At 63.3% G+C, this 24,968-nt stretch carries 21 protein-coding genes and 2 tRNA genes; 13 read left to right on the forward strand and 10 right to left on the reverse strand.

Annotated features, from left to right (window positions below; genetic code table 11):
• The first annotated feature begins 47 nt into the window (after positions 1-47).
• From AC56LH_RS06015 to AC56LH_RS06035, 5 genes are all read left to right on the forward strand, one after another.
• The gene (locus AC56LH_RS06015; RefSeq protein ID WP_499644830.1) at positions 48-353 is read left to right on the forward strand and encodes a hypothetical protein; all 306 of its coding nucleotides are present in this window, start codon (positions 48-50) and stop codon (positions 351-353) included.
• A gap of 164 nt (positions 354-517) precedes the next feature.
• Positions 518-1,207, forward strand: coding sequence for an SF0329 family protein (locus tag AC56LH_RS06020; RefSeq protein ID WP_499644832.1), 690 nt, complete (start codon positions 518-520; stop codon positions 1,205-1,207).
• Between the two features lie 601 nt (positions 1,208-1,808).
• Positions 1,809-2,111 carry a hypothetical protein gene (locus tag AC56LH_RS06025; protein ID WP_499644834.1) on the forward strand — a complete coding sequence of 101 codons (303 nt, stop codon included), beginning with the start codon at positions 1,809-1,811 and terminating at the stop codon, positions 2,109-2,111.
• A gap of 245 nt (positions 2,112-2,356) precedes the next feature.
• Positions 2,357-2,575 carry a hypothetical protein gene (locus AC56LH_RS06030; protein WP_499644837.1) on the forward strand — a complete coding sequence of 73 codons (219 nt, stop codon included), beginning with the start codon at positions 2,357-2,359 and terminating at the stop codon, positions 2,573-2,575.
• A 127-nt stretch (positions 2,576-2,702) separates the two neighbouring features.
• Positions 2,703-2,990: a hypothetical protein gene (locus AC56LH_RS06035; RefSeq protein ID WP_499644839.1), complete on the forward strand. Its 288-nt coding sequence runs from the start codon at positions 2,703-2,705 to the stop codon at positions 2,988-2,990.
• Positions 2,991-3,738: 748 nt separating this feature from the next.
• On the opposite strand, the gene AC56LH_RS06040 is transcribed toward AC56LH_RS06035, so the two are convergent.
• From AC56LH_RS06040 to AC56LH_RS06055, 4 genes are all read right to left on the reverse strand, one after another.
• Entirely contained in the window at positions 3,739-4,983 is a 1,245-nt protein-coding gene (locus AC56LH_RS06040; RefSeq protein WP_499644840.1) for a DEAD/DEAH box helicase, read from the reverse strand.
• Positions 4,984-5,304: 321 nt separating this feature from the next.
• Positions 5,305-7,032, reverse strand: a complete 1,728-nt coding sequence (locus AC56LH_RS06045) for an ArnT family glycosyltransferase (RefSeq protein ID WP_499644842.1) — start codon at positions 7,030-7,032, stop codon at positions 5,305-5,307.
• On the reverse strand, positions 7,004-7,708 hold the full coding sequence (locus tag AC56LH_RS06050; protein ID WP_499644844.1) for a TVP38/TMEM64 family protein: 705 nt from the start codon (positions 7,706-7,708) through the stop codon (positions 7,004-7,006). Before AC56LH_RS06050 ends, AC56LH_RS06045 begins: the two co-directional genes overlap by 29 nt.
• Positions 7,705-8,469 (reverse strand): glycosyltransferase family 2 protein, encoded by a 765-nt coding sequence (locus AC56LH_RS06055; protein WP_499644846.1) that lies wholly within the window; start codon positions 8,467-8,469, stop codon positions 7,705-7,707. Before AC56LH_RS06055 ends, AC56LH_RS06050 begins: the two co-directional genes overlap by 4 nt.
• A gap of 334 nt (positions 8,470-8,803) precedes the next feature.
• On the opposite strand from AC56LH_RS06055, the gene AC56LH_RS06060 reads away from it, so the two are divergent.
• The 3 genes from AC56LH_RS06060 (at position 8,804) to AC56LH_RS06070 (ending at position 12,242) form a co-directional block, all read left to right on the forward strand.
• Positions 8,804-10,078, forward strand: a complete 1,275-nt coding sequence (locus AC56LH_RS06060; protein ID WP_499644848.1) for a sensor histidine kinase — start codon at positions 8,804-8,806, stop codon at positions 10,076-10,078.
• Entirely contained in the window at positions 10,075-10,845 is a 771-nt protein-coding gene (locus tag AC56LH_RS06065; protein WP_499644850.1) for a LytR/AlgR family response regulator transcription factor, read from the forward strand. Before AC56LH_RS06060 ends, AC56LH_RS06065 begins: the two co-directional genes overlap by 4 nt.
• 95 nt (positions 10,846-10,940) lie before the next feature.
• Positions 10,941-12,242: an NAD(P)/FAD-dependent oxidoreductase gene (locus tag AC56LH_RS06070; RefSeq protein WP_499644852.1), complete on the forward strand. Its 1,302-nt coding sequence runs from the start codon at positions 10,941-10,943 to the stop codon at positions 12,240-12,242.
• Positions 12,243-12,318: 76 nt separating this feature from the next.
• On the opposite strand, the gene AC56LH_RS06075 is transcribed toward AC56LH_RS06070, so the two are convergent.
• Positions 12,319-13,038, reverse strand: coding sequence for a sensor histidine kinase (locus AC56LH_RS06075; protein ID WP_499644853.1), 720 nt, complete (start codon positions 13,036-13,038; stop codon positions 12,319-12,321).
• A gap of 192 nt (positions 13,039-13,230) precedes the next feature.
• Between AC56LH_RS06075 and AC56LH_RS06080 the strand changes: the two genes are divergently transcribed.
• Both AC56LH_RS06080 and AC56LH_RS06085 read left to right on the forward strand, forming a co-directional pair.
• Complete coding sequence (locus AC56LH_RS06080; RefSeq protein ID WP_499644855.1) at positions 13,231-13,707, forward strand: hemerythrin domain-containing protein; 477 nt, start codon at positions 13,231-13,233, stop codon at positions 13,705-13,707.
• 247 nt (positions 13,708-13,954) lie between these two features.
• Entirely contained in the window at positions 13,955-14,374 is a 420-nt protein-coding gene (locus AC56LH_RS06085; protein WP_499644856.1) for a hypothetical protein, read from the forward strand.
• A 155-nt stretch (positions 14,375-14,529) separates the two neighbouring features.
• On the opposite strand, the gene AC56LH_RS06090 is transcribed toward AC56LH_RS06085, so the two are convergent.
• From AC56LH_RS06090 to AC56LH_RS06100, 3 genes are all read right to left on the reverse strand, one after another.
• On the reverse strand, positions 14,530-15,534 hold the full coding sequence (locus tag AC56LH_RS06090) for a response regulator (RefSeq protein WP_499644858.1): 1,005 nt from the start codon (positions 15,532-15,534) through the stop codon (positions 14,530-14,532).
• Positions 15,535-15,664: 130 nt separating this feature from the next.
• The gene (locus tag AC56LH_RS06095; protein ID WP_499644860.1) at positions 15,665-18,673 is read right to left on the reverse strand and encodes an ATP-binding protein; all 3,009 of its coding nucleotides are present in this window, start codon (positions 18,671-18,673) and stop codon (positions 15,665-15,667) included.
• A 160-nt stretch (positions 18,674-18,833) separates the two neighbouring features.
• Positions 18,834-19,667 carry a response regulator gene (locus tag AC56LH_RS06100; protein ID WP_499644862.1) on the reverse strand — a complete coding sequence of 278 codons (834 nt, stop codon included), beginning with the start codon at positions 19,665-19,667 and terminating at the stop codon, positions 18,834-18,836.
• 379 nt (positions 19,668-20,046) lie between these two features.
• Here AC56LH_RS06100 and AC56LH_RS06105 point away from each other — a divergent pair, with 379 nt between their 5' ends.
• The 3 genes from AC56LH_RS06105 to AC56LH_RS06115 are packed head-to-tail and all read left to right on the forward strand — an operon-like array spanning position 20,047 to position 24,474.
• The gene (locus tag AC56LH_RS06105) at positions 20,047-21,984 is read left to right on the forward strand and encodes a TOL_0244 family TonB-dependent receptor (RefSeq protein WP_499644864.1); all 1,938 of its coding nucleotides are present in this window, start codon (positions 20,047-20,049) and stop codon (positions 21,982-21,984) included.
• A gap of 16 nt (positions 21,985-22,000) precedes the next feature.
• A complete protein-coding gene (locus AC56LH_RS06110; protein ID WP_499644866.1) occupies positions 22,001-22,582 on the forward strand; it encodes a TOL_0243 family YfiR-like periplasmic protein in 582 nt (193 codons plus the stop codon).
• Positions 22,579-24,474, forward strand: a complete 1,896-nt coding sequence (locus AC56LH_RS06115) for a sensor histidine kinase, YfiR-like protein-associated (protein WP_499644868.1) — start codon at positions 22,579-22,581, stop codon at positions 24,472-24,474. Before AC56LH_RS06110 ends, AC56LH_RS06115 begins: the two co-directional genes overlap by 4 nt.
• Before the next feature lie 132 nt (positions 24,475-24,606).
• Here AC56LH_RS06115 and AC56LH_RS06120 read toward each other — a convergent pair.
• Together AC56LH_RS06120 and AC56LH_RS06125 are read right to left on the reverse strand one after the other, a co-directional pair.
• Positions 24,607-24,683 (reverse strand) — tRNA-Arg (locus AC56LH_RS06120).
• Positions 24,684-24,847: 164 nt separating this feature from the next.
• A tRNA-Arg gene (locus AC56LH_RS06125) sits at positions 24,848-24,924 on the reverse strand.
• Between the last annotated feature and the right edge of the window lie 44 nt (positions 24,925-24,968).

The raw sequence follows: 24,968 nt of genomic DNA on the forward strand, positions 1-24,968 counted from the left end.
ACGATTCGTACCGCCTCTTGCCAACAGGGCCCGACCCTGGTTTCCCGATGTCCCGACTCGGTTTGTTGTTGTGCGCCCCGTATGCGATCTTCCTTCTCGTCTGCGTCGGCATCGTGTCGCTTGCCGGCGGCGACGGTGCGTCGCAGCTCGCCTTCCTGCAGTTGCCGATTGCCGGCCAACTGGGGCTGGCCCAGGCGTTCGGGCTTGGCCGCGTCATTCAATTTTTGTCGTGGCCCGAAGCGTACGGCCTGTTCGTGATGCCGGTGTTCCTGCTGCTGTATGCCGTTGGCGCGCTGTGCGAGCGCGGCCTGGCGCGCCGGCGCGGGCTGGCGCCTGCGCACAGCGGCGCTTGATCCGGGCGCGGCGCAACGCCGGCTTGGAACGTCTGACAAAACCTGTTGTTTGGTCTTGCGGCAACATTCTCGTGCCGTGAGCTGTACCGACCGTCCGCTTTCGGCCAGAAGCGGACCTTTGTAGTAAATAAACTCAGGTTGAACAATGAAAGAATCGAGTCAGCATGCGATGGTCACAGCTTAAAAAGCAGCTACAGGATCGTTTTGCTGGGAGCGTGGCGGCAAGCATTGATCTCAACCAGACACGATATCGTCATGCTCACGACCAAGAAGGGGAATTCTGGATCAGTTTGCGCGGTAGTCGAATCTTCAGCGCCGGGTCGCTAAGTTATTTGTCTTCGCTTGTAGCCTTGACCGCGAAGAACCGTGCCGCTGGGTCTACGCCTGCACAGGCATACGAACTAGCGTGGCCTGTCATGGATTCCAGCGGCCTGTTTCTACTTGAACAGATGAACAAGGATCTGTTCTGCAGTCTCAGCCTGACAGTCGAGGATATGTCGGAACACAACAATCCAGTTATTCGAGCGTTAGCGATCATCGATGCTCGATACGGCAAGCGTCGGCTAGCTGCCTTCGACCCGACTACCGAACATCCTCTTGTTCAGAAACTACACAACACGCGGTGTGAGGCAGAAGGAATTACGGCGCATATCTCATCGCAAACCTGTCTAAAGTGGGTGGCGAGGCAAACACAGGTGCGAACGCGCGCAGGTCTGCTTTGGGTCGACAGTTGCCTGTCGAGACAATCGGTGAATTTTCCAGTCGGGCAACCTGCTAAGCTGACGCGAACGGCAGAGTTCGGCCAGATGCGGACGGTCGCAGACACACCAAAGGTCACATCAACTATGTTATGAACGTCCCGATTTTGCGCACTTCCTGGACTGCCTTAAGCCAACGAACAAGCGGCCACTACGACGAGCATGCGACCGAATATGAGTCGATACGCTGTCGATGTCGGGGATGCGGTACTTCTTCTGTTTTTACAGCGGAAGCACAGCAGATGGCATACGAGGTAGACAGGAAGTACGTATGGTGGCTGCCTGCATATTGCGAGGTGTGTGTCGTTCTGCTTGAGGGCCTACAGGCTCGTAACCGAAGCTTCGAAGATCAGTGGGACGTAGCCCGACAGGCATTGAAGGAAGATACGAGACTTATGACTGAGTGGCTAAGCGTCTTACGAGAAATGTCCGCTTTAGGTAAGGGAAATCCGTCTATGGAAACCCATCTAGCAAAGCTCCTGTCGCCATGAGCACTCGGCAAGCAGTACGAGCAGTTTGAACGTCCACAATGGGTCGGTTCCGGCCTGTCGCGGCCACCGCTGGATTTCCGACCTGGCAACCTGCTGTGCTGCCATGAACGGCCGGGTTCGGCCAAGAGCGGTCCTTCGCAATCGCCGCAGATCGGCCAGTAGTCGACGGTCGGACCGGAATCGGGAATCGTCATGGCAGAGAAAATATGAGATATGACCTTGGATACGGCCTCGACACCGAAGACAGTAAACTACATCCCGCAATCAGTGAAGTTCTCCATTACATTTGGGACCCCATCGGGGTGGCAGGTGTTCCGGAAGCCAGGGATGAGTACGACGGATACGTGAACGGAGTTCTGTCGCTGCTCAGATCAGACGCCACTGAATCTGAGATCGTCGACCATCTCGTCGACATCGAGACTAACGGCATGGGTATTGAAAGACCTCGGGAAAATTCTGCCGAGACGGTTGAACTCTTACTGCGCTGGCGTGTACTCGTTTCGCGCTGACCCGTCAACAGGTTGAACCATATTTCCCAGCGCCAGTTTTTGGCCCCGCCAAGCCTTGAACGTCGCCTTTGGGTCGGGAGCAGCCTGTCGTGACACTTCGCGAGTTTTTCGCATTGGCAACCTGCTATGCTGGTTCGACCGGCCGCAGTCGGCCAAGAGCGGTCATTAGCACCCGTCAATGTCGACACAATCTGGTTGTCCAAAACTATACTGTGTAGTCAGCCATAACGAATACTGGGGATAAAATGTTGTCAAAATTGATGATGGTGGCAGGAGCTTTTTTGATGGGCCTTGGAGGTATTTACATTGGACAGCGAATTGAGGGTGCAATGTCTATGAGCGCGATTGTTGCATTCGCTATCGGCATTATTTGGTTGTCGCAGGCGCCTGTAGTTGCATTGCGCGAACGCGTACAGGAATTAGAGTCAAAATTGGGCGGCAGCTCGTCAGTTGACAATGCATAACGGTCCGCTTTGGGTCGGTTCCGGCCTGCCGCGGCCACCGCTGGATTTCCGGCCTGGCGACCTGCTATGCTGCCCTGAGCGGCCGGGTTCGGCCAAAAGCAGCCATACAGGCATAGTGAAAAACAGCATGAAAAAGGTTGCCAAGCCAAACTTTCATCAAAAATCCTACGTATGCATTCACGTCTTCGATCAGTCACGACCGGTGCTCTTGGTGAGCAGAGATGGTGGCAGTTGGTGCTTCCTCTGCGGTGATCTGCACCCCGACAGCGCCGACCACTATCGAGTCGTAGGGCTTGGACATGTGATTGAACGAGACGCATCACTTGGCTCGATTCTGGACCTATTACCCAATGAAGAAGCAGAACGAGCTGCAAGTGGAGAGCGATGGATAAGAACAAATATACAACCTGAGTGACCATCGAGCCATTGCCACATCAGCTGGTTGGAAGACCGCTTTGGGTCGATAGCAGACCGACGCAGTGTCAGTCCGGCACTAACATAGCGGCCGCGTTGGTAGACGAGCTAATGCCACAGCCCGAGTACTACTTCCTGAAGACCCGTGGTCGCTTATGGCAGATCATCTTCTGACCCATCACCGATTGCCGGAAGTCGGACGCTTATATATCAATGATCGCGGGGCCCTAGCGGGGATTCTGTTTAGTGCTCAAGACTGGAATGCCGTAGGGGTACCTGCTGCGCGAATTCGGCTGCGGCCTCGCCGCTCGCGTCAAACGCAGAAGCAAACACCATCTGCTGGTGGATGAGCGTGGGCTTGCGCCAGTCGCTCAGATCTCAGGCGGGCAAATACACGACGCGCGTTTCCTCATCCCGCTGGTAGGGTGCGTCCCTGCAGTGAAAGGATGAGCAAGCCGTGCCCAAAACGCCCAGGCAAGCTGCATGCCGATCGAGCGTATGCTTCGAGAGCCCATCCGTCCTGATTGCGCGATCGGGGCACTACAGCGCGAATTGCGCGCCATAGCGCAGAGTCGCGCGAACCGCTCGGCCGATGGTGATGGGGCATCGAGCGCGCCCTGGTTTGGCTACACCGCTTTCGCAGACTGTGCACACGACATCAGCGATGAGCAGACATCCACCAGGCATTTCTCTCACGTGCCTGCTCGCTCATCTGTTGGCAGTATGTCGAACGGTGTTTTCAGGCACTCTTAACGCCGGAAGCGCACGTCCTCGCTGACCACGGGTGCATTGCCCTTGGGCTTCTTGGGTTTTTTCGGCTTCTTGACGATCTGGCCCTTCGCATCGGTTACTGGTACCCGGTGCTCCGGTGCATACCCAGGCTCTTCCACGCGTTCGAGCGTCTGGCGCGTGAGCACCTCGATCGCTGCCAGTTGCTCGACTTCGTCGGCGCACACCAGCGACACCGCTTCGCCGCTCGCGCCCTTGCGGCCCGTGCGGCCGGTGCGGTGCACGTAATCCTCGGCCACGATCGGCAAATCCACATTGATCACGGCGGGCAGGTCATCGATGTCGATGCCGCGCGCGGCCACGTCGGTGGCGATCAGCACGCGCACCTCGCCGGCCTTGAACCGGTCCAGCGCGCGCAGCCGCGCCGGCTGTGGCTTGTCGCCGTGGATCGAGTCCACTGCGATGCCCTTGGATTCGAGCAGACCGACCAGTTCATCGACCCCTTTGCGGGTACGGGCGAACGCCAGTACCTGCGTCCAGTCGCGCCGTTCGAGCAGGTGCACGAACAGTGCGGCCTTGCGCTTCTTGTCGACCGGGATGATCCATTGGCGGATCGCGGCGACCGTCGTGTTGCGCGGCGACGCCTCGATGCGCACCGGTTCGCGCAGCATCTGGTTCGACAGCGCGCGGATCGGGTCCGAGAATGTCGCCGAGAACAGCAGCGTCTGACGTTTCTTTGGCAGCAATTTCAGGATGCTGTCGAGTTCGCGTGCAAAGCCCAGGTCGAGCATGCGGTCGGCTTCGTCCAGCACCAGCGTTTTCACTTCGTTGAAGTGCACCGCGTTCTGCCGGTGCAGGTCGAGCAGGCGGCCCGGCGTGGCGACGAGCACATCCACGCCCTTGCGCAGCGTCATCATCTGCGGATTGATGCTGACGCCGCCATAAGCGACCATCGAGCGTAGTGGCAAGCCTTCGCCATACGTGCGTACGCTCTCGTGCACCTGCTCGGCCAGTTCGCGGGTGGGCACCAGGATCAGTGCACGCGCCGCGTTGTTGCCGACCTTGCCGCCCATGACGAGCCGCTGCAGGATCGGCAGCGTGAAGCCGGCGGTCTTGCCGGTACCGGTCTGGGCTGCGGCCATCACGTCGTTGCCAGCCAGGATGGCGGGAATGGCCTGTTCCTGGACGGCGGTGGGCGTGTGGTAGGCGAGGGCGTCCAGGGTGCGGACGATCGGCTCGATCAGGCCGAGGGAGGCAAACGACATGGGCAGGAAACCTTGCAACAAAAATGGACAGGCCGCAGTTTAACCTGCCGGGGCCGGCATGGCGATCATCGTGATGCGGACCGGGCAGGGTGGAACGCCCGGCGCTGCGGGGTCAGGACGATGTTGCTGTGGTTGCTGTGGTTGCTGTGGTTGGAGATGGATGCGCGATCGGCTGGGCCGGCCCATTGTGTTCGCGGCAACCGCCGAGCAACAGGCAGGCCAGTGTCAGCACAGTGGCGGAAATGGTGCGTGGTTGCATGATAGACCTCCGGATGGCGAACAACCATCATACGCCGGCCGATGGCGCGCGGGCGCGCGCCATCACTTCAGGATATCCAGTTTCAAAGGGGCGTAGCGATAGGTTATGGCGTCGACAGACCCATCGCAGCGCGCACGCGTCGCCGAGGCATCGAGCAGGATCCAGTCGCGCCGGTGGGCCTCGCCAAGGACGCGTTGCTGCGACAGGTCGAAACACTGCAGCGCAAGGTGATCGGGAAGCAGCAGCACGCGCGTCGGGTCTGCGCGCATCCAGCGCCAGGCGCGCCGTTCCTGTACGGCCAGTGGCGCCAGGTAGCTGAAGTGGACCAGCGGCCGCGCGGCGAACAACAGGAACTGTTCCTTGAATTCGAGCAGGCCGACCTGCGTGTCGGGTCCGATGCGGTGTTCGAGTTGCTGCATGATGGCGCGGGGCGTGCGATGCGGGTTGAGCGCCGGCCACAGCCAGAAGCCGATGAACAGCCAGGCCAGCACGCTGGCCAGGGCAAGCTGTTCGAACAACGCGCGCCGGCGCAGCAGCACGACGATGCCGGCCAGCGCCAGTCCCAGAATCAGCAAGCCCGGCGCCAGTGCCACCACGGCATCCGTGTAATCATCCGCGCGCGATGGCAGCCGGTCCGGCGCAACGAGTGCCAACGCCGCCAGCAGCATCAACAGCAAGCCGATCAGTCCGAGCGCTGCGCGCAACACACGCGCCGTGGTGTGGCGGCCCGCGGCCGGCACCTGTTCCCAGACGCAGGCCAGTGCCAGCGCGAACATCGGCAGCGCCGGCAGAATGTAGACTTCGCGCTTGCCGGGACTGGCGGAAAAGAACAGCACCACGAGCCCGACCCAGCTCAACAAGATGCGCAGCGCCACGTTTGATCGCCACAGTTGCCTGATGGTGCGCAGTTGCAGCAGGAACAGCACGATCAGCGGAAACCACATGCTCGGCAGCGCGGTCGACAAGTAGTAGTGCCATGGCTTGATGTGATGCCATGCATTGGCATAGCGCTGGACGGTTTGCCGGAGCAGGATGTTGTCGCGGTATGCCAGCAAGTCGGGACTGTGGACGCGTTCAACCACGAGCCACATCGGTACCAGCCAGAGCGCAAGCGTGCCCAGCAGCAGGGCGGGGGCCCACCACGCACGCCGGCCCCAGACCGGTTGCCCGGATTCGTCGTCGCGGCGGCGCCAGAGCGCCAGCGGTAGCAGCATCAGCGCCGGCAGAAAGCCGACTCCCTTGGTCATGATGCCCAGCGCCATCGCCACCCAACTGACGGCGTACCAGCCCCAGGCGGGGCCGAGCAGGAAGTGGCGCACCAGTCCATAGCAGCCGAACGTGATCCAGAAACACACCACGGCATCGATTTGCGCGCCCTTGGCCTGCAACAGGAATTGCGGCGTGAACGCGAGGGCAAGCACGGCAGAACGTCCGACCTGCTCGCCCCACACGCGGCGACCCAGGTCCCAGACGAGCCACAGCGTGCCGAGGCCGGCCAGCGCACTGGGCAGCAGGAACGCGATCTTCAGTTGTCCGGTCAGCTGGTAGAAGAGGGCAATCAGCCACATGAACATGGGTGGCTTGTCGGGATAGAACTCGCCGCCGCGCGTGGGAAACAGCCACTGGCCCGATTCCACCATCTCGCGGGCCACCTGGGCGAAGCGCGGTTCGTCGGCCGGCCACGGGTCGCGCAGCCCGATGCCGGCGAACAGGGCCAGCATCGTCAGCGCAACGATCCACGGCCACCAGCCCGAGTGCTGCCTAAGAGTAGGGGCGTGCGGGTGTTGCATGCGGTTGTCCCCGGACTTCCTGCAAGCGCTGCTTGAAGCCATGGTGGTAGAGATAGAGCACCAGCACCGTGGACAGCGCCAGCATCAGCAGGCTGATCCAGAGTTGCTGCTTGTCGTGCAGGGCCAGGCCGGCGCCGGCAAAGCTGAACAGCAGCATTTGCGGCAGGTAGCCCAGCAGGCTGCCCCAGAACACTGCTGGCGTGCTCAGCCGCGCCAGGCCAACGGCAATATTGGTGGCCAGGTTGCTACCGACCGGCATCAGACGCACCGTGCAGATCCACAGCCACGTGTCCTCGGCCAATAGTTGACGGATGAAAGCGACCCGGTCGCCGTAACGCTTGTGCATCCATGCCATCCCGATGTGGCGCACGCAAAAGATCGCCAGCAGGGCGCCAAAACCGGTCAGGATGGTGCTCAGCAACGCACCCGGCAAACCACCCATCAGCAAGCCGCAGGAAAAAGCGAGCACCTGGCGCGGCCCACCAAGCGCGGTGTAGACGATGCTGATCAACGCGAACACGGGCCAGGCAATCGTCGGTTGCTGTTGAAACAGGCGGTTCAGCAGATCCAGTTCGGTGAACGCGCCCCACCACTGGAAATGCAGCGACACGAAGCCCAGCGTCAGCACCCCGGTCAGCAGCAGCGGCTTGAACAGCAATCGCAATGTGGATTTCACTGCAGAATTTCCATGCGTTCGATCAGCGGCACCTTGGTGCGGCGGATGAGCCAATTGACCCCCCACATGTCGACGATGCCGACCCACAGCCGGTTCCAGGCCGTGTATTTCGAGATGCCGGCGATACGATGGCGATGGTGCACCGGCACGATGGCAATCGCTCCGCCCAGACGCTTGACCAGCGCAGGCACGAAGCGGTGCATGTGGTCGAAATAGGGCAGGCACAGCCAGGTAGCGCGCGGCACCAGCTTGAGGCCGCAGCCGGTATCGGGCACGCCGTCGTCGAGGATGCGACGGCGCACCGCATTGGCAATGCGCGACTGGAATTTCTTCCAGCGCGTGTCGCGCCGGTCCTTGCGAAAGCCGGCAATGCAGAAATGCCGGTGCGTCTCGTTCAAGGTCAGCCCCTGTGCCACCAGCGCCGGGATGTCGGCCGGGTCGTTCTGGCGATCGCCATCGATCGTGACGATGAAACGCCCGGTGGCATGCCGCGCTGCGGTCCAGAGTGCGGTACTTTGCCCGGCACTGTGTGCGTGGCGGATCAGCCGCGCCGGCGTACCCGACCGCTGGCAATGCTGCAGGAACACAGCGCCGGTCGCGTCGCTGCTGCCGTCGTCCACCAGCACGACTTCGTACGTCAGATGGCCGGCGAGGGCGTGATGGAGTTCGTCCACCAGATGCCCGATGTTGCCGGCTTCGTCCTTTGCCGGAATCAGTACCGATACCAGGTACGCGTGCGTGTCGTTGGTCTGGTCAGCCATGTCACCCAATCTTGAAAGCGATCGAAGAAAACATCGTGTGAGTCAGTCGTGTCAGACAGCAGGATGCGTCTGCGCACGAGGAAATAGCCATTTGCTCTGCAGTGTAAGTACAGGCAAGTATAAGTGCGCGAGAACGCGATGAACAGTGAAACCTGCTGTCAGGCGCGCAGGCCGTGGTTCGTCACCCGGCGCAGGTAACAACGCTGTGCGATACCTGGACAATGCCGCCAGGGCCGGTTTCGTCGGCCCAGCCTCGGCTTCGTCGCATAATGCTGTTTTGCGACCCCTGGCTTGCCTAAGCTGGCGACATTCTTCAACGCTTGAAAGCCCCATCATGATGTCGAGTTTCTTCCACCACGGTCGCCTGGTCCTTGTCTGGAGCGCGGTGTACCTAGCGCTGAGTATTTTTGTCAGCGAAACCGTGCTGCACGAGATCGATCTGAACATCGAGGGGTATGTCGCGCTGTTCGGTTTTGCGCTGGCCGGCTGGGTACTCCTGATCGCGTTCTCGCACACCCGCCGCGTGCGGCTGGTGGCCGGCACGGTGAACGCGGCCACGCTGGCAAACCGCCAGCGGCGCCAGATCGAGATTCCGTTCGAGGCCGGCGAAGCCTTTGACATGATCGACGCCGCGATTCGCGAACTGCCTGGCGTCAACGCTGTCGACAGTGCCCGCGACAGCCTGCAGGTGCGCGCCAAGGTCGAGCGCACCGACCTGTATGGCGGCAATGCGTCGGCCGGCGCGGCGCTGGCCCGCCTGTCGACCTGGCGCAACCAGATCCGCGCCACGATCACGCCCAATGGCGACGCGGCCGGCAGCGTGACCTTGATCTGCGAACCGGAAGACCCGGCCTGGATCGACTGGTTCCTGGTCGACCAGGGCAGCAACCTGGAAAACGCCGACGCCATCGTGCGCGCCATCACGCGCCGCATCGCCGAACGGCGCCGCCTCGAAACGCAGGCCGTGCGCGAGAGCGCGACCGAGAAGGAGCTGACGGTGGCGCGCCTGAACCTGCTGCACGCGCAGGTCGAACCGCACTTTTTGTACAACACGCTGGCCAGCGCGCAGGTGCTCACGCGCACCGATCCGGCGCGCGCCGACGCCATGCTGGGCAACCTGATCCAGTACCTGCGCCATTCGCTGCCGCGCACCGAGGATGCGCCCTCGACGCTGGGCGAAGAACTGGAGCGGGCGCGCGCCTACCTCGACATCCTGGCCATCCGCATGGGGCCGCGCCTGGCCCTGCAGGTCGACGTGCCGGACGAACTGCGCCGGCTCGTGTTTCCGCCGATGATGCTGCAGACGCTGGTTGAGAATGCGATCAAGCACGGACTGGAACCCAAGCCGGGCGGGGGCACTGTCTGGATCCTGGCGCGCGCGATCGACAATGCGGCGGCCGTCACGGTGGCTGACGACGGCCGCGGTTTCTCGCTCGAGACCGCCGGCACCGGCATCGGGCTGCGCAATGTGCGCGAGCGCCTGCGCCTGGGCTACGGCAGCCTGGCGAGCTTTGCCATCGTCGCCAATTTCCCCAGTGGCGTGGCCGCCACGATCACGGTGCCGTTGGCGCTGCAGGGGGCGGGCGTGCGGCCCGGGGTACAGCCATGATCCGCTGCGTGATTGCCGAAGACGAACTCCTGCTGCAGGAAGAGTTGGTCAAGCTGCTGGGCGAGGTGTGGCCGGACCTCGAGATCGTGGCCGCCTGCGACGACGGCGGCAGCGCGCTCGACGCCATTGCCACCCACCAGCCGGAGGTCGCGTTCCTCGACATCCGCATGCCGGGGCTGTCGGGCCTGGAGGTCGCCTCGAGCGTGCTGGCGGCTGGGCTGCGCACCGAGATCGTGTTCGTGACCGCGTATGACCAGTACGCGCTCGACGCGTTCGACCGCGGCGCCGTCGACTACCTGCTCAAGCCGGTCGGGCGCGAGCGCCTGGCCGCGACCGTGGGCCGGTTGCGCGAGCGGCTGGCGCGCGGTGTGGCGGATACGACACAGCTGGCGGCGCTGCTGGCGCGCTTGCAGAGCGTCGCGCCGCCGGCCCCACGCGCCCAGCCGCTGGTCTGGCTGACGGTCAGCCGCGGCGTTGAGACGCGCCTGATCCTGGTCGACGACGTCGCCTATTTCCAGTCCGATTCGAAGTACACGGTGGTCATGACGGCCGAGGGAGAATCGCTGCTGCGCAAGCCCATCCGCGACCTGCTCGAGGTGCTCGATCCGGCCATGTTCCGGCAGGTGCACCGCTCGACGATCGTCAATCTGCGCGCCGTCGCGGGCGTCACGCGCGACGACAGCGGCAAGGGCATCATCCGGCTGCGCAACCGGCCCGAGACGCTGACAGTCAGTCAGCCGTTCATGGCGCTCTTTCGTCACATGTAGGGACAGGCCAGCGTGCGCGACGTTGCCGTAGTAAAATCTCAGATGGCCATCAGCCCGGCGTTGTTGCCGGACTTGGCATCAAGAAGGAGGCAAGCTTGCGTAGCGATATCGTGATCGTGGGTGGCGGCGCTGGCGGTCTGGAGCTGGCATGCAAACTGGGCCGTAAACTCGGCCCGACAAAGGTGACGCTGGTCGACAGCCGCCTGTACCATATCTGGAAACCGTCGCTGCATGAAGTTGCGGCGGGTACCCTGGACATCCACCAGGAAGGTCTGTCGTACGCGATGCTCGCGCACGACAATGGATTCAATTTCGTGCTCGGTCCGATGACCGGGCTGGACGAGGCCGGCCAGGCGATCGAGATCGGGGCCGTGTATTCGGCCACCGAACACGACGAAGTGCTGCCGGTGCGTCGCCTGGCCTACACGTCGCTGGTGATCGCGGTCGGCAGCACCTCGAACTATTTCGGTGTGCCGGGCGCGCAGGAACATTCGATTTCTCTGAATGCGACCGAGGACGCCGAACGCTTCCGCCTGCGCATGCTGCGCCTGATGCTGGCGGTCGAACAGCAGCGCGAAGAAGGGCGTGAAACGGGCCTGGACGTGGTCATCATCGGTGGCGGCGCGACCGGTGTCGAGCTGGCCGCCGAACTGCGCGAAGCGTCGGGCGCGTATGCCCGCTACGGTTTTGCGCGCATGGACGTCAAGCGCGACGTGCGCATCACGATCCTTGAAGGCGCGCCGCGCATCCTGGCGCCGCTTCCCGAGCGCGTGTCGAATGCGGCGCTGGGCCTGCTGAACAAGCGCGGCATTCGCGTCGTCAGCGATTGCCGCGTTACGGGCATCGAGAACGACAAGGTGCTCGATGCCAATGGCAACGTGTATCCGGCCGATCTGTGCGTGTGGGCGGCAGGCATCCGCGCGCCCGAGATGCTCGGCAAGCTCGGTCTGCAGACCGCGCGTGGCGGTGGACTGGACGTGGATTCCCATCTGCGCGTCAAGGGCGCCAAAGCGATCTGGTCGCTGGGCGACTGCGCGGTCTGCATCGACGGCAACGGCTTGCCGGTGCCACCACGTGCGCAGGCAGCGCACCAGCAGGCCGATTACCTGGTGACGACGTTCCTGCGCATGGACAAGGGCCAGCCAGCGTTGACTGCGCCGTACGAATACCGCGACTACGGCTCGCTGGTGTCGGTCGGCCAGAACACCAGTGTCGGCAGCCTGATGGGCTCGCTGCGTGGCGCGAGCTGGTTCGTGCAGGGCGGCATCGCGCGCCTGATGTATGCCAGCCTGCACCTGATGCACCACCGGGCCGTGATGGGCATCACCCGCACTGGACTGCTGGCGGTGGCGCGGTTCCTGATCCGGCGCAGCACGCCGCTGGTCAAGCTGCACTGACCGGGTAATTGTCAGAACGGAAATAGCAACGGCGGCCATTGGCCGCCGTTGTCATATTGTCCGACCCGGTTAGTGCCTAGGCCGGCAATTCACGCGGCAATGTCATCTGCAACATGGCGCCGCCGTTCTCGGCGCGCGCCAGGATCAGGTTACCGCCCAGCGTGCGGGCGCGTTCGCGCAGCAGGCGCAGGCCATGGCGGTCGCTGGCACCCATTGCATCGTCGCCCGGGCCGACGCCATCGTCGCGCACCGTCAGCATGGCCATCTCGCCATCGTCGTCCAGGATCACGTCCACGCGCGTGGCCTGCGCATGGGCGACCGCATTGCGCAAGCCTTCTTCGGCGCAGCGCAGCAGCAGCACGGCATGCTCGCGCGACCAGGCGCCGTCTTCCTCGGGCAGGCTGGCGTGCGCCTTGATGCCGTGCTCGGCCCCGAATTCCGGCACCAGCTCGGCCAAGGCCGTGCGCAAGCCCAAAAATTCGAGCTTGTCGTTCCACAGCGCGAGTTGCATCTGGCGGTTGGTTTCGATGACGCCGCCAAGAAGGGTTTTCATTTGCGCAGCGCGGTCCCGCAGCGCCTTGTCCTCGGCTGGCAGGCGCTGGGTAAGCAGGGCAAGGTGCATCGTCAGGGCCGTCATCGACGAACCCAGGCTGTCGTGCAGCTGGCGCGCAAGCTGGCGACGCTCCTGGTCCCAGCTGTTGGCCAGCCAGGACACCATGTCGGAGAGTTCAGCAGTGCGCGCCGCGACCAGGCGTTCGAGCTCCGGGTCGGGATGCGGTGGGACCGGTTCAGTCATCAGGGTCTCGATTAAATGTTTCCCAAATCATACAACAATTGTCATTTATCCGTCGCGCATTGGGTGCAGCAAGAGCGGTTCGTTCTGTTCTCGCCGAGTGTGAGGTTGCGAACAGTGTAGATCGAGCGTCAGGCGCAATCTGACAATGTGGCCAACGAGTCATCATTCAACCAACAATACGGGGGTAATACCATGACCAAAGCAACGACCAAAAAGAGCGGCCCGCAGGATGCGCTGGAACTTCTCAAGAGCCAGCACGACGAAGTGAAAGACATGTTCGACAAGTACGAAGAACTGGGCGATCGTGCCAATGTCAGCAAGAAAAAGCTGGCAACCGAGATCTGCGAAGCGCTGATCATGCACACGTCGATCGAGGAAGAAATTTTCTATCCGGCGCTGCGTGAAACGTCCAAGGAAATGGAAGACATGCTCGACGAAGCCTTTGTCGAGCACGCATCGGCCAAGGACCTGATCGCCCAGGTGCAAGAGGGCGAGCCGGACGACGACTACTACGACGCCAAAGTGAAGGTATTGGGCGAATACGTGTCGCACCACGTCGAAGAGGAAGAAGAAGAAATGTTCCCGAAAGTGCGCAAGCTCAAGCTCGACCTGGAGTCCATGGGCGCTGAGATGGCGGCCCGTCGCGATGAAATTCTCGCTGCCGTTTAACGTGTAGTTGCGGTGCTGGCCGGCCTTCCCGGGGCCGGCTTTTTTACGTCCGTACGCGAGCAGTGCCGTGCGGCGCTTCGTCGGTCAGGCGCATCGTTCATGTGACAAAAGTGCAATCTGGCAAAGAAATCAATCGTGTGGTTGCCAAGACGTTCGCTGCCGCACATACGTGCCGTTGCCACCATGCGATATTGAAAACAAGCCGGTTCCATCGAGGACGGGGGCGTTACATAAGAGAGGACACACCATGAATATTGATACCATCGTAAATGAGCAGTTCCGCGGCAAGTCGTTCCGTGAGCTGGCCGACGCACCATTGTCAGCATTGCGCGGCATCGGCGAGCAGCAGGCCAGTGCACTGGCCGATGCGCTGGGCGTCAAAACCATCGGCGACCTGGCAAGTCTGCAGGCAGTCACGTTCGCCGTCGCCATCAAGGCGCTTGCGGGCAGCGAGACATCGTCGAGCAAAGAAAATGCCGAGCAGACGCTGCTCGATGACGCGGTCGAAATGACGTTCCCGGCAAGCGATCCGATTTCGGTCGACGCCGGCATCACCCGCATCGAAGTGCCGCCCGAGATGGTTGACGCAGGGCGTGATCACCAGCACGCACGCTCGATCGAAGAGACCAGCACGATTCGGGACTGCCCGCCCGGCGAAAAGCGCTAAGCGGGCTTTGTTGAACAGTTGAGCAGGTCACGGAGCGCAGGTTCCGTGATCTGTTTTTGTTTGGGCCGTCAATATTTATTGAGCCGCAAAAGCACACCGGGGCGCTCGCTTGCACGAGCGCCCCGGTCGGTAGCCAGGTAACGAAACGGGTGGTTTCAGCGATGCGGCGTTGCCAGTTCTGGCACGGGCGCGACCACGGGCGCACCACTGGTCTTGGCCGCCGCCTGCCGGTTGGCCGCTGGCGAGCAGAAACGGTTCTTGCCAGCGCGCTTGGCTTCGTACAGCGCGTAGTCGGCAATATTGATCAGGGCATCGACCGATTCGGCATCGTCCGGGTAGATGCTGATGCCAATCGAGGTCGACAGGCGCAGCGTCAGGTCGTTGATGAAGAAGGGTTCGGACAGCGATTCGACCAGCTTGGCGGCCGGACCCTGTGCGTCGACCAGGCCGTGAATATCGCCCAGCACGACCATGAATTCGTCACCGCCCAGGCGGGCAACCGTATCTTCCTTGCGCGAACTGGCCAGCAGGCGCTGCGAGACGGCCTTGAGGATCTCGTCACCATAGGCATGGCCGTAGGTGTCGTTGATCGCCTTGAAACCATCCAGATCGAGATACATGATCGCGGCCTTGGCATGCGTGCGGTTGGCATGTTGCAGCGCTGTCTCGATACGGTCTTCCAGCAGGCGGCGGTTTGGCAGGCCGGTGAGCGCGTCGTGCAATGCGAGTTCCTGCTGGGCCTTCGAGTACTGGGCCAGCTCCTTGTAGAGCAGGCGCACTTCCAGCATATTGTGAATACGCTTGTGCACCTCAAGCAGGTCGAACGGCTTGCTGATGAAATCGCGTGCACCGGCTTCGAGTGCGGCAATCTTGAAGCTTGGCTGGGCCGTCAGGGCCAGGACCGGCAGATAGCCGCCCTGTTCGATTTCCTTGAGACCCTTCATGACCTGGAAACCATTCAGGCCCGGCATTTGCAGGTCGAGCAGGATCAGGTCGTAATTGTGTTCACGATGGAGCGGGCACACCTGCTCCGGCAGCATGGTCGAGCTGACGCAGGTGTAGCCTTCTTCGCGCAATATCTCTTCCATCAGCTCGATATTGTCGGGCGAATCGTCTACCACCAGAATTTTGGCGTTCAAAATGTCTTGTCTGCTCGGCATGCTTATCTCTTTATCGAAACTGGGCGGCGCCCCATTTCGGGGTGGAATCTAACGATACCTTACCTCTAATTAGTGTAGCAAGGACCATAAAATTTCTTGTAGGACAGCGCCGCGTCCGTAGGTAGGAACATCATCGACTATGGCCGCGTCCGTTTTCGGCCAGTAACGGTACGGCTGGCGGCATGCTGACCATGCCGATTGCCGTCATGAGTTCGCTTTGTTCGACCGGCTTCGATACATGGGCCGAAAAGCCGGCCTCCAGCGCGCGCAAGCGGTCTTCCGAACGCGCGAACGCGGTCAGGGCGATGGCCGGGACCAGGCCGCCGGCGTCGCGCGGCAGGGCGCGCACCCAGGCGAGAAACTCCAGGCCGTTCACATCGGGCATGCCCAGATCGCTGATCAGGAGGTCCGGCGGACTGGCGCGCAGCTGCGCCATGGCGTCCTGCGCGCTGCCGGCCAGGCGCACGTCGGCGTGGCAGTCGGACAGGATGCGGGCGATCAGCTCGCGCGCATCACGATCGTCATCCACGACCAGTACCGACATGCCGCGCATGTCGCGCACAACCGGTTCAGGCGCTGGCTGCGGACCGGCGGATGGTATGCCGATGTCGGCGCCGGTGTCGGCGCCGCGGGCAGGCCGCGGCATGCTCGACAGCGCCGCCGGCAGTTCGAGCGTGAAGCTGGCACCGTGGCCGGGCCCGGCGCTGTCGGCGCGCACCGTGCCGCCATGCTGTTCGATCAGGTGTTTCACGATCGACAAGCCCAGGCCCAGGCCACCATGGCTGCGCGTCATCGAGGCATCTCCCTGGCGGAAGCGCTCGAATACGTGGGTGATGAATTCAGGCGCGATGCCCGAGCCCGTGTCGCGGATCGTGATGGTCACTTGCCCGTCGAGGTAACCGAGTTCGATCGTGACCAGCCCGTCACGGGGCGTGAACTTGATGGCGTTCGACAGCAGGTTCCAGACCACTTGCTGGAGCCGCCCCGGGTCGCCGGCGACGGACGGGATGGCGACGCCTTCAGGGTAGCGCCGCTCGATGCGGATTCCCTTGGCGTCGGCTGCCGGGCGTACCGTTTCGATGGCCGCATCGATGAAGCTGCCCGGCGCCAGCGTCTGCATGTCGAGCAGCACCTTGCCCGACGTGATGCGGCTCATGTCGAGCAGGTCTTCGATCAGTTGCGCCTGGGCGCGCGCATTGCGCTCGATCGTCGACAGGCCGCGCTGCAGATCGGCGCCATCACGGCTGCCGCGGCGCAGCACCTGCGACCAGCCGAGAATGGCCGACAGCGGCGTGCGCAGTTCGTGCGACAGCGTGGCCAGGAACTCATCCTTCATCTGGCTGGTGCGCTCGGCTTCGGCGCGCGCTTCACGTTCGTTTTCGAGCAGCACCTTGCGCTCTTCGGCGGCGCGGCTGGCCACCTCATACAGGCGGATATTGTCGACCGCGATCGCGGCCTGGGCCGCGATGCCACTGACGATGCGTTCACTGCGCTCGGTGAAGACGTTCGGCTCCGGGTGCCCAAAGAACATCGTACCAAGCAACTCGCCGGAGCGCGCCATCACCGGCACGGTCAGGTAGCTGCGCACCGCCGGATGCGCGTCGCCCAGGCCGAATTGCAAGGCGCCTTCGGCCCTGACCGGATCGGCCGCCAGATCGGCCACGCGCTGCAGGCCTTTGGAGCGCAGGCCCGGGCCGAACAGTGCGCTGGCGCCCGGTTCGGCAAAATCCTGGAACTGGGCCGAGGAGGCGCCCGACAGCGTGTGGAGCGAATACAGCGTGCCGTCCCCATCCTGGCCGTAATGGACAAAAGCGGCATGGCGCGCGCCGCAGACGCCGCCGGCAACATCGGTGGCCGCCTGCATCACCGAGCGCAGATCGCGCGTCGAGGCCAGCATGCTGCCAGTGCTGTTGAGCAGTTCGAGGACGTGCGACTCGTCGCGCAGCGCCTGCTCGGCGCGCTTGACCTGGTCGACGTCGGTGTTCGTGCCAAACCAGCGCACTACGTTGCCGTCGCGGTCATGCACCGCCTCGACCCGGGTCAGGAACCAGCGGAAATTGCCGTCGACGCCACGAATTGGAAATTCCATCTCGAATGCGGTGCCGGTGCGTACCGATTCATCCCAATGTTCGAGCACAGCCGGCAGCACCGCCGGGTCGTACACCTTTTGCCAGCCCCAGCCGGTCGATTCTTCCGGCGTGATGCCCGTGTATTCGTACCAGCGCTCGTTGAACCAGACAATCGAGCCGTCGGGATCGGCCATCCACGCCAGCTGGGGGATGGTATTGGCCAGTGCGCGCAATTCTTCTTCGCTCTGACGCAGATGGTCGTCCGCCGCGCGCCGCGCGCTGATGTCCTGCGCCATGCCGGTCATGCCCAGCACGCCGCCGCCGTCGACGGCGCTGGCGTAATCGGGCCGGCCGACCAGCGCCACGCAGTGCGCCGTCCCGCCGGCCGGAGTGCCGCGCGCGAGCAGCCGACATTCGATGTCGAGGTCGGTGCCTTGCGAGAATGCGGTGAGCACGGCGCGCCGCACCACCTTGCGGTCTTCGGGTTGCAGCCGCCCGCGCAGGCTTGGCCAGGCCAGCGCGACGTCCGCCGGCAGGCCGAGGATCTGGGCGGCGCGCGCGCCGAACGTGACGCGATCGGTGGCCGCATCCCAGCGCCAGTCGCCCAGGCGCCCGGCGGCGATCGCCAGTTGCAGGCGGTTGTTGTTGTCGATGAGTGCCTGCTGGTCGAGCTTGCGCGCCGTGATGTCCTGGAAATACAGGGTCAGGCCTTCGGGGGACGGGTAGACCCGCATGTCGAGCCAGGCATTCAGGCGGCGGTAATAGAATTCGCGATTGACGGTAACGCGCTGCTCCATCGCGCGCACGCAGTCGAGGGCGACCGTCGTGCCGTGCAGGTCTTCGAACTCGTCCCACAGCCTGGCCCCGACCAGGTCGCCACGCCGCTTGTTGAGCGGCTCGACCATCTGCAGGGCGCGGCCGTTGATGTAGGTGATGTTCCAGTCGCGATCCACCGCGCAAAAGCCGTCGGTGAGGCTTTCGAGCATGTTTTCCATGCGCTCGGTGGCGCGCTGGAGCGCCTGTTGCGCGGCAACCAGGTCCTGGCCGGACACGTCGCGGGCAATGCTCATGCCTGCCTCCGGAGGTGGCGCGCGATGCGGCGGACGTGTTGTGATGAAGGGTTCATGCCGGGGTGCCATTCGCCCGAAGCCGGGCAGGATGCGTTTCATTGTAGACCAGCCGGGCGCGTTCGACCCACACTTTGTGAGTGCGGACCGTTGCGCCTTCGGGTCAGCGTCGGCCCGGCTGACGCACTACCTTGGCCAGCGCATCCTGCAACTGGTCGATTTCGTAGGGTTTTTGCAGTGACTGATACGGAAACTCGAGGTGACGCAGCAGTGTGTCGCCGTAGCCGGATGCAAAGATGATCGACAGTGCCGGATCGTCGTTGATGGCGCGCTGCACCAGCTCGACACCGGACATGCCTGGCAGGCTGACGTCGGAAAACAGCACGTCATAGCGTTGTTGCGAGAGAAGCGTCAGTGCATCGTCCGGATGCGCCACGCCATCGGCTTCGTGGCCGAAGGCCTTGAGCATTTCGCACACCAGGTACTGCGAGTCGACGTTGTCTTCGACGACGAGGATGCGCAGGCCAGCGTCGTCCACCACGTCCGGGACCGGCTGCGCGGTGGCCGGGGCCAGCACGATCTGCACGCCGCGCACGGCGCCGGTCTCGTCGCGTACCGGCGACAGGCGCAGGTCGAACCGGTTGTCCGCGCTGCCATCGAGGCGGCGGAAGGTCAGGGCGGTGTCGGCCAGCACGCCGGCTTCACCGCGCCAGGCCGCAGCCAGCGCCGGACCGGCCGCAGCCAGCGGTGGCGGCATCACCGGCGGTACCGAGCCACCCGGCACGCGGCCATAGGCAGGACCGGCCAGCGCGGCGTACGCCTCGTTGAACACCAGGACCGTTTCCGGTCCCCACACCAGCAGGGTGGGCAGCGGCGAATTGAGCAACAGATCGCTGCACAGCCGCAGTGGCAGAGGCCAGCGGGCGGCGTCGCCCAGAGCGGTCGCGCTCCAGTCGTAGGAGGCGGTGCTCCGGGCGGAAAGGTCGAAGTCTGGCATGGATTGTTGTAAAAACGAAAATATGGGCGGCATCCTACACCAAACGGCCTGCGCCTGCTCGGGCAAACGTGCGCCCATGCCCACTCAGGGTTGCCGTCAACAGGCCCTGCGGATTCATGGGGGGAAGGCACAAGACGACGCGCATCGCGCATCCGGCGCGGGCAAAAAAAAAGCCCACTTCGTGGGAAGTGGGCTAAATCTATTTCCGGGAAGGAGAATAGAGGAGACAGTGCAATCATGCTGCATTGCGTCAAATCAGTCCAATTTATATTACCAATAACTGTCATTGCTTTAATCAATATCCCCAGGTGTTGTCAAGCGCAGCGTTGTGGTGTGTGCGCACTTGGTGCGAGCGAGAAAATGTTCTACGATGGCAACTATGCCTTTTTCTCCGTTGTACGCCTGCGTCGTAGCTGCCCTGTTGTCGACCGCTTATTCCCCTGATGCGCGCGCGCATGACGAGCCGGGTGCATCCCCCTCGGCGCCGCTGTCCTGGGCTGACTACTCGCTCGAACAACTGTCCGATATCGCCGTGACATCCGTATCGCGCCAGAGCGAGCCGTTGGCGCGCGCAGCAGCATCGGTGTTCGTGATCAGCGCAGCGGATATTGCCCGCTCGGGGGCCACCACGTTGCCGGAGGTTCTGCGCCTGGCGCCGAATCTCCAGGTCGCCCGCATCAATACCCATGAGTACGCGATCAGCGCGCGCGGGTTCCTCTCGCCCCAAGCCAACAAGCTGCTCGTCATGATCGATGGCCGCAGCGTCTATTCGCCGTTGTTTTCCGGTGTCGTCTGGGAAATGCAGGATGTGGCACTGGAAGACGTCGCACGCATCGAGGTGGTCAGCGGGCCGGGTGGCACCGTGTGGGGAACGAATGCCGTCAATGGCGTGATCAATATCATCACACGCAGCGCGGCCGAGACCCATGGCGGGGTAGTCACCGCCCACGCCGGGCCGGATGAATACGGCGCCGGCGTGCGTTATGGCGGCCAGTTCGAGAACGGGCCGCACTGGCGCGTGTATGCCAGGCAGGCGCGGATCGAGGCCGACCGCAGCGCGCCGGGCTCGAGCGCCGACAACCGCATGGCGCGCGAACAGGCGGGCTTTCGTCTCGACTGGGAGGGCAGCCAGAACGATGTCACGCTCAGTGGCGACGTGTATGACGGGCGCCTGCGCAACACGTCCTTATTGTCGAGCGGAACGATGTCCGGCGCCAATCTGCGGGCTGAACTCCAGCGCGACCTCGCCGCTGCCGGCCAAGTCCGCCTGCATGCATGGCTTGACCACACGCGTCGCAACAAGCCGGGTGTGGGCATGCAGCAGATCGATACCGTCGACATCGAGGCCCAGCATCTGGTGCGCTTCGGTGCGCACGGCGTCACCTGGGGCGGCGGATATCGCAATAGCCGCGACCAGATCGACGGCGGTCCTGTCCTGCGTTTCACGCCGGCACACCGTGACCTGCGCTGGTCGCACCTGTTCGCGCAGGATGAGCTGACCCTGACCCCGAACCTGCGCGCCGTGGCCGGGATGCGTGTCGAGCACAATGTGTATACCGGCAGCGAGTTGCTGCCGAATCTGCGCCTGGCATGGGACGCCACTGACCGTGCGACGCTGTGGGCAGCGCTGTCGCGCACGGTGCGCGCGCCGTCGCGCATTGACCGCGACCTGTTTGTCATCAATCCGGCGTCGCCGCGCCAGTTCCTGATCGCCGGCGGCGCCGATACGGTGGCGGAAACCGCGCGCGTGGCCGAAGTGGGATTCCGTGCCCAGCCCATGCCGACGTTGTCGTATTCGGCCACACTGTTTTATACCGACTTCGAGCGGCTGCGCTCCCTTGAGCCGGCAACGCCCGGCATACGGTTGCCCTACGTCATCGAGAGCCTGGGCAAGGGCAATCTGCGCGGCTTCGAATTCTGGGCCAGCTGGCAAGCCGCCCGTGGCTGGCGCCTGCACGCCGGCGGCGTGCTGCAAGACGTGGACATGGGGCGCGAGCCGGCCAGTCGCGACACCACGGGGTTGTCCGGCCTGGGTGGCAATGACCCCAACCTGACCTGGACCCTGCGCAGCGCGCACGATCTGAGCGAGCGTGTATGGGCGGATTTTTCACTTCGTTACGTCGCGCGACTGCCGCAGCTGGCCGTGCCAAGTTATCATGAGCTCGACGCGCGTCTCGCGTGGCAAGTGCGTCCCGAGCTCGAGCTCGCCCTTGTCGGGCGCAACCTGTTGCACGCCCGCCACGCCGAATTCGTCGCGGCAGGCAGTCGCCAGTTGCTCGAGCGCACCGTGTTTGCCAGCGCCACGCTGCGATTTTGACGTGCGAATGGATTTCATGACTAACAACCAGCCAGATTGTCCGCAGCGCCGCAAGGTGTGCCGGGTCTTGATGCTGCCGCTGCTGGCAGGTCTCGGCATGCCTGTGCATGCCGTCGGCGTCGACACTGCGCCGGCGCTCGAACGACGCGTCAAGGCAGCGTTCCTGTACAAATTTCTCGGCTATGCCGATTTTCCGGCCGGCTCGTTCGCCGATGCGTCCACGCCCGTGAGCATTGGCGTGGTTGGCGCCGACGACATGGCCGCCGAACTGACGCGGATTGCCGCGGGTCGCCTGGTGACCGGCCGCATGATCACGGTGCGCGCGCTGCGCGAGCAGGATCTGGCGCAGCCGCTGCATGTATTGTTCGTCGCCGGCCAGGATGATGCGCGCGCCGCGCGCCTGCTGCGCGCAGCCAATGCGCAGCTGACCGTGACCGAATGCGACGGTGGGCTGCGCAGCGGCAGCGTCATCAATTTTACGATCATCGACGATCGGGTCCGTTTTGACGTGTCACTTGATGCGGCGGAGAAAAAGAATGTGAAGCTCAGTTCGCGCCTGTTGACGGTGGCGAACCGCGTGCAAAAAGGAGCCTCATGATGTCAATGCACGATACCGGCTCCGTGCGCAGCAAATTGATCCTCATGGCGGTGTCCACCACCGCAGTGGCGTTGCTGTGCGCGGGAATCGCCATGCTGTTGCTCGACCTGCGTACCTTCCAGCGCTACTGGATCGATGACCTGACTACCCAGGCCGATATCGTCGCCAGTGTCACCGCGCCTGCGGTCTCGTTCAACGATCCGGCCGACGTGGCACAAAGCCTGACCCTGCTGCGGGTGCGCCCGCAGATCGTGGCCGCCGCCGTCTTCACGGCCAACGGCACGCGCTTTGCCACGTATGTGCGCACCGGCGTCAAGGCCAACCTGCCCGAGCGGCCCGAGCCGGCCGGCTACCGCATCGAGCGCGGTGAAGTCGTCCTGTACCACGACATCGTCGAAAACGGCGAGCGGGTCGGCACCGTCTACCTGCGCTCGCGCTATGGCGTGCTGGACCGGGCTCTGAGCTATGGCGCCATTCTTGGCGGCGTGCTGCTGGGCGCGCTGGTGATTGCCGCCGTCGTGGCGTCACGCCTGCAGGCATCGATCACGCACCCGCTCGAAGCGGTGACCGACATCGCGCGCCAGGTCATGCTGCGCCGCGACTTCAGCCTGCGCGTGCCCGGCCACGAAAAAGGCGAGATCGGCGTGCTGGTCGAAGCCTTCAATGACATGCTGGCCGAGATCGGCCGGCGATCGGACGCGCTGCAGACGGCCAACCGCACGCTCGAGCACGAGATGGACGTGCGCCAGAAAGCCGAAGGCGCGCTGCTCCTGGCCGATCGTCGCAAGGACGAGTTCCTCGCGACGCTGGCGCACGAACTGCGCAATCCGCTGGCCCCGATCCGCACGGGTCTGGATATCCTGCGCATCCGCAGCGGCGACGCTCAGGCCACACAGCGCGCGACCGACATCATGGAACGCCAGCTGCGCCAGATGGTGCGTCTGGTGGACGACCTGCTGGACGTCTCGCGCATCAATACCGGCAAGTTTACGATCAAGATGGGCCGCGTGGAACTCAAGGCCGTCGTCAACGATGCCCTGGAAGTGGTGCGCTCGTACATCGAGCTGCACGGCCATGAGCTGGTGCTTGAATTGCCCGACCGCCCCGTGTTCCTGCACGGCGATGCGACGCGTCTGGCCCAGGTGCTGTCGAACCTGCTCAACAATGCGGCCAAGTACACCAACCGCGGCGGACGGGTCGTGCTCAAGGGCGAGGTGGACGAGAACACGCTGATCCTCGAAGTGGCCGATACCGGCATCGGGCTGGCGCCGGAGATGCTCGACTCGGTGTTCGACATGTTCGTGCAGGTCGACTCGACGCTCGAGCGCAGCAATGCCGGCCTGGGCGTGGGCCTGTCGCTGGCGCGCAAGCTCGTCGAACTGCATGGCGGCACGATCACCGCGCACAGCGAAGGCCTCGGCCACGGCAGCCGCTTCGTGGTGCGCCTGCCGATCGTGGTCGAGCCGGAGCCGCCCACCAAGCCAACGCCGGCGGCCTTCATCAGCGCCGAAAGCTACCGTATCCTGCTGGCCGACGACAACGTGGATTTCGTCAACAGCATCGGCGCGCTGCTCACGGCCATGGGCCACAGCGTGGTCATCACGCACAACGGGCCCGACGCGCTGGCAGCGGCTGCGCGCTTCTGTCCGGACTACGCGTTCCTGGATATCGGCCTGCCGCACATGTCGGGTTACGACCTGGCGCGCGGCATCCGCAAGCTGCCGACCGGTGCGCTGACCGTGCTGATTGCGGTCACAGGCTGGGGCCAGGAGAAAGACCGCCAACTGGCGTTCGAGTCCGGGTTCGACCATCACATGGTCAAGCCGGTGCGCTTCGAGCAGATCGAGGAAATCCTGGGTAGCCGCAGCATCATCAAAAAGCTGCGTACCTGAGCGCGCCGCATCGTCTGGAGGGCAGGGCAAGCCTGTCTTCCGGATGGCGTGGTGATGGCGGCGGCAGCGTGAAAAACCAGGGCGCAAAGAAAAATGGCTCAGAATTTCTTCTGAGCCATTCTCTTGAAACTTTGGTGCGGCTGGCAGGAATCGAACCCACGACCCCTTGGTTCGTAGCCAAGTACTCTATCCAGCTGAGCTACAGCCGCCCGAAGCACGCATTATAGCAGCATGTGCCGAATTGGCAAAGTCTGCCGTGTTTCAGTGTGGTCGCGTGCGTATAGTTGTGGCAACGGCTTCAAACACGCGATCAAACTCGTGCGCAAAAGAAAAATGGCTCAGAATTTCTTCTGAGCCATTCTCTTTGAAACTTTGGTGCGGCTGGCAGGAATCGAACCCACGACCCCTTGGTTCGTAGCCAAGTACTCTATCCAGCTGAGCTACAGCCGCCCGAGGCACGCATTATAGCGGGGTGAGGTGATCTTGGCAAACAC

Source organism: Telluria sp. LT1R51-2 (genome assembly GCF_059685775.1).

What these genes read in the sequence shown, in the direction of transcription:
- AC56LH_RS06015 (WP_499644830.1), top strand. Translation starts at nt 48, where the DNA reads ATGTCCCGACTCGGTTTGTTGTTGTGCGCCCCGTATGCGATCTTCCTT.
- AC56LH_RS06020 (WP_499644832.1), top strand. Translation starts at nt 518, where the DNA reads ATGCGATGGTCACAGCTTAAAAAGCAGCTACAGGATCGTTTTGCTGGG.
- AC56LH_RS06025 (WP_499644834.1), top strand. Translation starts at nt 1,809, where the DNA reads ATGAGATATGACCTTGGATACGGCCTCGACACCGAAGACAGTAAACTA.
- AC56LH_RS06030 (WP_499644837.1), top strand. Translation starts at nt 2,357, where the DNA reads ATGTTGTCAAAATTGATGATGGTGGCAGGAGCTTTTTTGATGGGCCTT.
- AC56LH_RS06035 (WP_499644839.1), top strand. Translation starts at nt 2,703, where the DNA reads ATGAAAAAGGTTGCCAAGCCAAACTTTCATCAAAAATCCTACGTATGC.
- AC56LH_RS06040 (WP_499644840.1), bottom strand. Translation starts at nt 4,983, where the DNA reads ATGTCGTTTGCCTCCCTCGGCCTGATCGAGCCGATCGTCCGCACCCTG.
- AC56LH_RS06045 (WP_499644842.1), bottom strand. Translation starts at nt 7,032, where the DNA reads ATGCAACACCCGCACGCCCCTACTCTTAGGCAGCACTCGGGCTGGTGG.
- AC56LH_RS06055 (WP_499644846.1), bottom strand. Translation starts at nt 8,469, where the DNA reads ATGGCTGACCAGACCAACGACACGCACGCGTACCTGGTATCGGTACTG.
- AC56LH_RS06060 (WP_499644848.1), top strand. Translation starts at nt 8,804, where the DNA reads ATGATGTCGAGTTTCTTCCACCACGGTCGCCTGGTCCTTGTCTGGAGC.
- AC56LH_RS06065 (WP_499644850.1), top strand. Translation starts at nt 10,075, where the DNA reads ATGATCCGCTGCGTGATTGCCGAAGACGAACTCCTGCTGCAGGAAGAG.
- AC56LH_RS06075 (WP_499644853.1), bottom strand. Translation starts at nt 13,038, where the DNA reads ATGACTGAACCGGTCCCACCGCATCCCGACCCGGAGCTCGAACGCCTG.
- AC56LH_RS06080 (WP_499644855.1), top strand. Translation starts at nt 13,231, where the DNA reads ATGACCAAAGCAACGACCAAAAAGAGCGGCCCGCAGGATGCGCTGGAA.
- AC56LH_RS06085 (WP_499644856.1), top strand. Translation starts at nt 13,955, where the DNA reads ATGAATATTGATACCATCGTAAATGAGCAGTTCCGCGGCAAGTCGTTC.
- AC56LH_RS06090 (WP_499644858.1), bottom strand. Translation starts at nt 15,534, where the DNA reads ATGCCGAGCAGACAAGACATTTTGAACGCCAAAATTCTGGTGGTAGAC.
- AC56LH_RS06095 (WP_499644860.1), bottom strand. Translation starts at nt 18,673, where the DNA reads ATGAGCATTGCCCGCGACGTGTCCGGCCAGGACCTGGTTGCCGCGCAA.
- AC56LH_RS06100 (WP_499644862.1), bottom strand. Translation starts at nt 19,667, where the DNA reads ATGCCAGACTTCGACCTTTCCGCCCGGAGCACCGCCTCCTACGACTGG.
- AC56LH_RS06105 (WP_499644864.1), top strand. Translation starts at nt 20,047, where the DNA reads ATGCCTTTTTCTCCGTTGTACGCCTGCGTCGTAGCTGCCCTGTTGTCG.
- AC56LH_RS06110 (WP_499644866.1), top strand. Translation starts at nt 22,001, where the DNA reads ATGACTAACAACCAGCCAGATTGTCCGCAGCGCCGCAAGGTGTGCCGG.
- AC56LH_RS06115 (WP_499644868.1), top strand. Translation starts at nt 22,579, where the DNA reads ATGATGTCAATGCACGATACCGGCTCCGTGCGCAGCAAATTGATCCTC.